The organism is Sphingomonas sp. S2M10, from assembly GCF_012650175.1.
GTDB lineage: Bacteria > Pseudomonadota > Alphaproteobacteria > Sphingomonadales > Sphingomonadaceae > Sphingomonas.
The window spans coordinates 1-5,422 of sequence record NZ_JAAILI010000030.1; the positions used below are offsets into that span (position 1 = coordinate 1).

The 5,422-nt window shown below is 67.6% G+C and carries 5 protein-coding genes and 2 pseudogenes; 1 reads left to right on the forward strand and 6 read right to left on the reverse strand.

The genetic code is table 11. From position 1 onward, the window contains the following. Window positions 1-122 precede the first annotated feature (122 nt). Window positions 123-463, forward strand: a pseudogene (locus S2M10_RS08035) (transposase); the annotation flags it as partial. 266 nt (window positions 464-729) lie between these two features. On the opposite strand, the gene S2M10_RS08040 reads toward S2M10_RS08035, so the two are convergent. The 6 genes and pseudogenes from S2M10_RS08040 to S2M10_RS08065 all read right to left on the reverse strand — a co-directional run. After that, window positions 730-1,266, reverse strand: coding sequence for a thermonuclease family protein (locus S2M10_RS08040; RefSeq protein WP_168845676.1), 537 nt, complete (start codon window positions 1,264-1,266; stop codon window positions 730-732). Further along, window positions 1,257-1,451, reverse strand: coding sequence for a hypothetical protein (locus tag S2M10_RS08045; protein WP_168845677.1), 195 nt, complete (start codon window positions 1,449-1,451; stop codon window positions 1,257-1,259). Before S2M10_RS08045 ends, S2M10_RS08040 begins: the two co-directional genes overlap by 10 nt. 11 nt (window positions 1,452-1,462) lie before the next feature. Next, window positions 1,463-2,083 carry a hypothetical protein gene (locus S2M10_RS08050; RefSeq protein WP_168845678.1) on the reverse strand — a complete coding sequence of 207 codons (621 nt, stop codon included), beginning with the start codon at window positions 2,081-2,083 and terminating at the stop codon, window positions 1,463-1,465. A gap of 22 nt (window positions 2,084-2,105) precedes the next feature. Further along, window positions 2,106-3,011, reverse strand: coding sequence for a zincin-like metallopeptidase domain-containing protein (locus tag S2M10_RS08055; RefSeq protein WP_168845679.1), 906 nt, complete (start codon window positions 3,009-3,011; stop codon window positions 2,106-2,108). 90 nt (window positions 3,012-3,101) lie between these two features. Continuing rightward, window positions 3,102-5,015 carry a hypothetical protein gene (locus S2M10_RS08060; RefSeq protein WP_168845680.1) on the reverse strand — a complete coding sequence of 638 codons (1,914 nt, stop codon included), beginning with the start codon at window positions 5,013-5,015 and terminating at the stop codon, window positions 3,102-3,104. Window positions 5,016-5,052: 37 nt separating this feature from the next. Then, a pseudogene (locus S2M10_RS08065) lies at window positions 5,053-5,271 on the reverse strand (toprim domain-containing protein); the annotation flags it as partial. Window positions 5,272-5,422 lie beyond the last annotated feature (151 nt).

The following is a 5,422-nucleotide window of genomic DNA, read 5'->3' on the forward strand; positions in this document are numbered from 1 at the left end:
AACTTCACTTTAGAGACCTGCGGGCCGATCATGACCGCCTTGATGAAGCCTGCGGGCGCTACGCGCCCTTGCCTTCATCAAGGCAGTGCGCCCCTTCGAGGGGCCGCTTCCCAATGTGCTACGGCACCGAGCTGACCAGCCTGGCGATCCTGAGATGGACGCAGGAGCGGCCTGTCGAGTGGCACTACATCGCGCCGGGCAAGGCTCTCCTGAGCTTGTCGAAGGGCCGCAGCAGAACGGCTCCGTCGAGAGCTTCAACGGCCGCCTACGCGACGAATGCCTCAACGAGACGCTGTTCGTCTCACTCGGCCATGCCCGCTCGGTGCTGCGGCTCTGGCGCGACGACTACAATCATGTGCGGCCGCATAGCGGAATAGGCGGGCTGACGCCCGCCGATGCTGCCGGGCGGGTTGTGCAACACCGCCCTGACGGGCACCATGACAACCCCGGACTCCAGTTATGACTGGTAGAGCTTTGGGGAGCACGTCACCATTCGGCCACCGTAGCTTAAATCTGAGCGAATGGCAGTTATCGGGAACCGAGATTTGCGTGGTAACGGCGACAAGGGGGCGCAAACCAGCAATAGCGTGGCGGCTGCTCGAACGGCAGCCAACCACCCACATTGCGACATCAGGGATCGTCTCGGCGTTCCCAATTCCTCACTAAACATGAGTTTCGGGAAGCCCACAGCGTTCTCGCTCCACCATCCCAATCGAGACTATCGCGAGTCTAATCTACGCTTCCGACCATAAGCTCAACGCTCCCTTCGCAAGCCAGTCGGCGACCATGCCGCCAGTCGGCCGGGTTGAGGAAGTAGCCGGCGTGGGCGCCGACGTGGCTGGCGATGGCGCGCTGATAGGCAGCCTCGTAGAGGCTGGTGCGTCTCGGATCGGCTTTCAGGAAGCTGGGCGTCGGGACGGCGAGACCGTTCTCGATCAGGGCCTCGCCAAGGTCCTCGCCGGCGATGTCGATCGTGGCGACCGGACGGCCGTAGCTCGCGGTGCCCACGATGCGGATCGTCACCTCGTGTCTCTTGAGCAGGCGTGATGTGAAATCCTGCGCGGCCTTTCCGCACGGCCAGCAGCCGTCGTTGCGCCGGCAGAGCTGGCGCTTCTCGAACGCGTCGGCGCCGAACAGCCGATAGTCGATCGCGACGGTATCGCCGTCGATCGCGTGGGCCTTTGCGGTTACCGGTTCGGTCGCCGAAGCCTCGGGGATGCCGTCGTGGCACGACGACAGGAGGAGAGCGAGCCAGATCAGGCGCATTCGAGCATCCTCGTCTCGGCCGCGTCGTTCACGGGCTCCACGACACGCCAGGGCTGGAGCGGGTCAAGGGTCGAGACGATCGCGACGTCGAGCCCACCGTCCGCCATCGCGGCGGCGAGGCGAGCAGCGTGATCGTAGCTGCAGAGGATCCGCCGAAGCGGGGAGAGGCGCTGGGGTTCGGTCATGGTAATACCCTTCATGCCGGAGGTGCGAAGACGGTGCGATGCACTTTCAGCTGGGGCACCACCTCGTAGGCGAGAGTGCGAAAATTGCGGATGCCGTACCGGCCGTGGCCCTCGACGGGGCGGAAGCTGAGCGAGGCGCCCTTCTTCACGACGATGAAGTCGGAGCCGACGAACCCATCGGTGAAGGTCAGCGGCGCCGCCAGCCGGATGCGCATGCCATCCTCGATCTTTCGGGAACGCAGCCGAAGACGCGCACGGCAGCGCTCGCGCCAGTCGAGCGCGTGCCGGTTGGTGGTCGGGGTAAGCCGGCGGAGGATGCGCTCCGGGCATTCCGCCTCGCAAGGCCCCATGGACTCCTCCATGTCCTTGTAGGCGAACAGGAATCCATCCTTGGCGTTGGGGGTCCAGCGCACGAGACACACCAGCGCGATGACATAGGGCTCCTGGCCGCTCCGCTCGACGCGGGTGGCGGCGTACCAGACCCGGTTGCCGACGCAGGCGCTCTCCAGCACGCGCATCGCATAGGTGCTGCCATCGTCATACTTGCGGTCGTAGGTGAATTGGGCGTCGAGGTACGCCTTGGGGGTCGCGTGGCCACCCATGTGGCCGCGTTGCATGCTGAGCCAACCCATGACAGGTCTCCCGGTTGGAGGGTCAGGCCGCCATCGAAATCGAGGTGGCGAAGGTGCGGAGGAAAGTGACGGCCTGCTCGGCCTTGGTGGCGGCGACGAAGATCGCCGACCTCTCCGCCTTCAGAATGCGGAGCCAGTGGTCGATGTAGCTGGCGTGGCTGTCGTGGACGGCCGTCGGCAGACCGAGCTCGCCGCAGATCATCGCGGCGCCGAGTTCGGCGACCAGCTCCTCCATAGCATAGGCCTGGTCGCCGAAGCGCTTGCCGAACGTGCGATCCAGCCGGGTGCGGTGACCGCTCCAGTGGATGGTCTCGTGGCCGCGGGTGGAGGCATAGGCGTCGGCCGAGCGGAAGGCGCCGGGGCGAGGCAGCTGGATATGGTCGCTGCCCGGGTTGAAGTAGGCCTGGTCACCACCATGACGCACGATCGCCGGAATCGCGGCGAAAAAGGCATCGATTGCGCTCTGACGCTGGGACAGGGCAAGCGGTGTCGGCGGCACGTCGCGAGCGTAATAGTAGGCCGGCAGGTCCTCGATCTCGTCGGCGTTGAACACGAGGTAGGAGCGCAGGAAGCGGATCAGCGCCGCAGCCGGCTCGCCGGAGAGCGTGGGCTGTCCCGCCTTGCGGAAGGTGGAGGCATAGACCGAGATGGAGGCGCGGGCGGTTCGGTTGACGCGACCGCCGAGCTCCTCGGCCTGGCGGCGCGTCATCCAGTAACGGCTGCGGTAGCCCCGCTCCTCGGCGGTCGCCCATAACCAGAGCGTGTTGATGCCGGTGTATGGCGTCCCCTCGTGGCGGAGCGGCCGGCCGCCCTCTCCGGTCAATGACCAACCCCGGCGCCACGGCAGCGTTCCGGCGTCTAGGCGGGCGATGATGGTGTCGGTGATGGTCGCCGCGATCTCGCGGCTGTTCGTGGGCAGGTGATCCATGGCAGGCGTCCCGGCGGGTGACGGAAGAAGGCCGCCGGCGGCTCCGGAGAAGCGCACCGGCGGCGAGGTGCCCAGCAGATCCGGGGCGAGCTACTCGGCCGCGAGCAGCTGATGCTCCTCCACATCGTCGCCGATGCCGGCGCCGTCACCCTCGTCGGGGCTCGGCCGATCCTCGCCGATCGGCGCATCGCCGTCGTCGGGACCGCCGGCGACCAGCGCGGCGAGTTCGTCCTCGTCCTCGCCGTCACCACCGATCAGGTCTTCGAGGTCACCGCCGTCCTCGTCCTCGTCGCTACTCGCGACGTCGTTGAAGCGCATCGCGGCCGGGACCCAGGCGAGCGCCGCGTCCTTGACCTCGGTCTCGACGATCGCGTTGCCCCCGAACAGCTTTTCGCACGAGGCCGAGATCTCGGGCTTCTTGCTGCTGGCATGTCGACCGGACAGCGCGGGACCGCCGACCTCGTCCAGGAGCGAGAGCAGCGTCCCCTTCGACACACGGTCGAAGAAGTTTTCCGACGTGGGCCGCCACCAGCTGGCGACGTCGACCTCGAGGATGGTCGCGAGCCGGTTCTGAAGCGGGTTCTGCCTGTGGCTGCCATAGAGCTCCTTGGCTTCCAACGACGTCGCCACGATCCAGGCGAGCCAGGCCGCCTTGGCCTCGTCGGAGAGCGCCCGGAACGCCTCGAACCGCTCGACTTTGCCACTCGGCACGCTCCACGAGGCATCCAGCTCGTCATGGACCTCGGCGAGGTAGTCGCGCGCACGCGAGCCGGGCACGTTGTTCGACATGACCGGATCGTGCGGCTTCGATGCCGAGATGGTCGTGCCGTCGCCCGAGCCGCCATTGCCGCGACCGTCGACCATTGCGAACAGCATATAGTCGAGCGCCAGCGATGGATTGGCGATCAGCGCCGCTCCCAGCACGTCGCGGCGCTGGACCGAGAGCTGGTCGAGCAGCACCTGGCTGAGCGCCTTGCCCCCCGGCGCTGCGGCGTCCGGATCGACGGGCGCGGTCGCACCACCCCGGGGCGGTACGCTGCCCTCCTCGATGTGGAATGTCGGCGCGGCGACCGGCGCGACAACTTCGCCCTCCCCGAGCTCGCCGCCAACGCCATCGACGTCCACCGGCTGCGGCTCGATCATGGTGATGGTCAGCGGCGTCTCGCTGTAGAAGGTGTCGTCGATGACCATCTGGCCGTCACGCGACAGCGTGATGAAGGTGCCGACCCGCGACGCCAGTTCGGGCGGCAGCACCTGCAGGCTCGCCTGCAGCTGGTCGAGTTGCGCCTCGATCGCCTCCGCTTCCGCCTCGAGCGCGGCGCCGGTCTCTTCGTCGATCTCGCCCGCTTCCATCTCGGTCTCGATCTCCCCGAGCCGCTCCTCGAGCCGCATCTCCGTCGCCTGCTCTTCCTCGGTAAGCGGACGGCTGGGCACGTCGACCTCGTGGAGGCCGCGGGCCGCATCGTAGCTGCTGGCGCTGGTGATCGGGCGGACCCAGGCGAGGCCGAGCTCGGTGCCGAGCCGGGCACGCCGCTTGTCGTCGATCTCGTTGAGCTGCAGCGCCGCCGCGGTCGGCGCCTGGGCGACCAGCAGCCCGTTGCCGGCGCTCGGTTCCAGCACGACGTCGTCGGCGCCGATCGCTGCGAGCAGGACGGCGATCGCCGCGATGTCCGCAGGCGTCGAGAATTGCTGCAGGTCGAGCTGTTCCTCACTCCGAACCGTCTGCGTCGGTAGGCGCTCGACCAGTGAAATGACGCCGGCGACATCGCTGAAGGTGACCAGCGGCGGGGAAGCCGATACCAAGTGGAGAGCAACCGCGTGTTCGAGCAGCTCGAAGCTGTCGCGCTGCGTCCAGGAACCATCTGCGTCTGTGCCGCCGCGGGCGGCGGTGAGCACGGCATTGAGATCCTTGCGGGCGACGGAGGCGCCCGAGGCGATCAACGCCGCGATCTTGCGGGCGGCGGGCAGCTCGTCGACGGTGGCGAGATCGAGCAGGTCGGACATGGTGGGCTCCTCGGGGCTTTGCCACCACTGCGGCGGCTCAACCGTCCGCTCCCCCTCCTCTCTCCTGCGCTTCGAGCACCTGGGCCCAATCCTTGTGCCGGTCGGGCACGTCGACCTCGATCGTCCGACCGGGACCGGCATAGGCTTCGAGCGCGCGCGCGACTGCCCGCCGGCCCGCGAGGTCGTTGTCGGCGGCGAGGATCAGGCGGGTGACGCCGGCCGGTATCGTGACCCGGTCCAGCCGGCGCGAGCCGAACGTCGCCCAACGGGGTCAGTACATAGAACGGACCCAGATATACGCTCTCATGACTGCCATCCGAGATGCTGACCGAGTTTAGTCCTTCGCTGGCCGCGAGACCAGCGGTCGCATTGACCTTGGCGGGTGTGCCGCGGGCGCCTGATCGACG

Excerpts from the sequence above, each read along its gene's own strand:
- S2M10_RS08040 (WP_168845676.1), bottom strand. The coding sequence starts at position 1,266 with ATGCGCCTGATCTGGCTCGCTCTCCTCCTGTCGTCGTGCCACGACGGC.
- S2M10_RS08045 (WP_168845677.1), bottom strand. The coding sequence starts at position 1,451 with ATGACCGAACCCCAGCGCCTCTCCCCGCTTCGGCGGATCCTCTGCAGC.
- S2M10_RS08050 (WP_168845678.1), bottom strand. The coding sequence starts at position 2,083 with ATGGGTTGGCTCAGCATGCAACGCGGCCACATGGGTGGCCACGCGACC.
- S2M10_RS08055 (WP_168845679.1), bottom strand. The coding sequence starts at position 3,011 with ATGGATCACCTGCCCACGAACAGCCGCGAGATCGCGGCGACCATCACC.
- S2M10_RS08060 (WP_168845680.1), bottom strand. The coding sequence starts at position 5,015 with ATGTCCGACCTGCTCGATCTCGCCACCGTCGACGAGCTGCCCGCCGCC.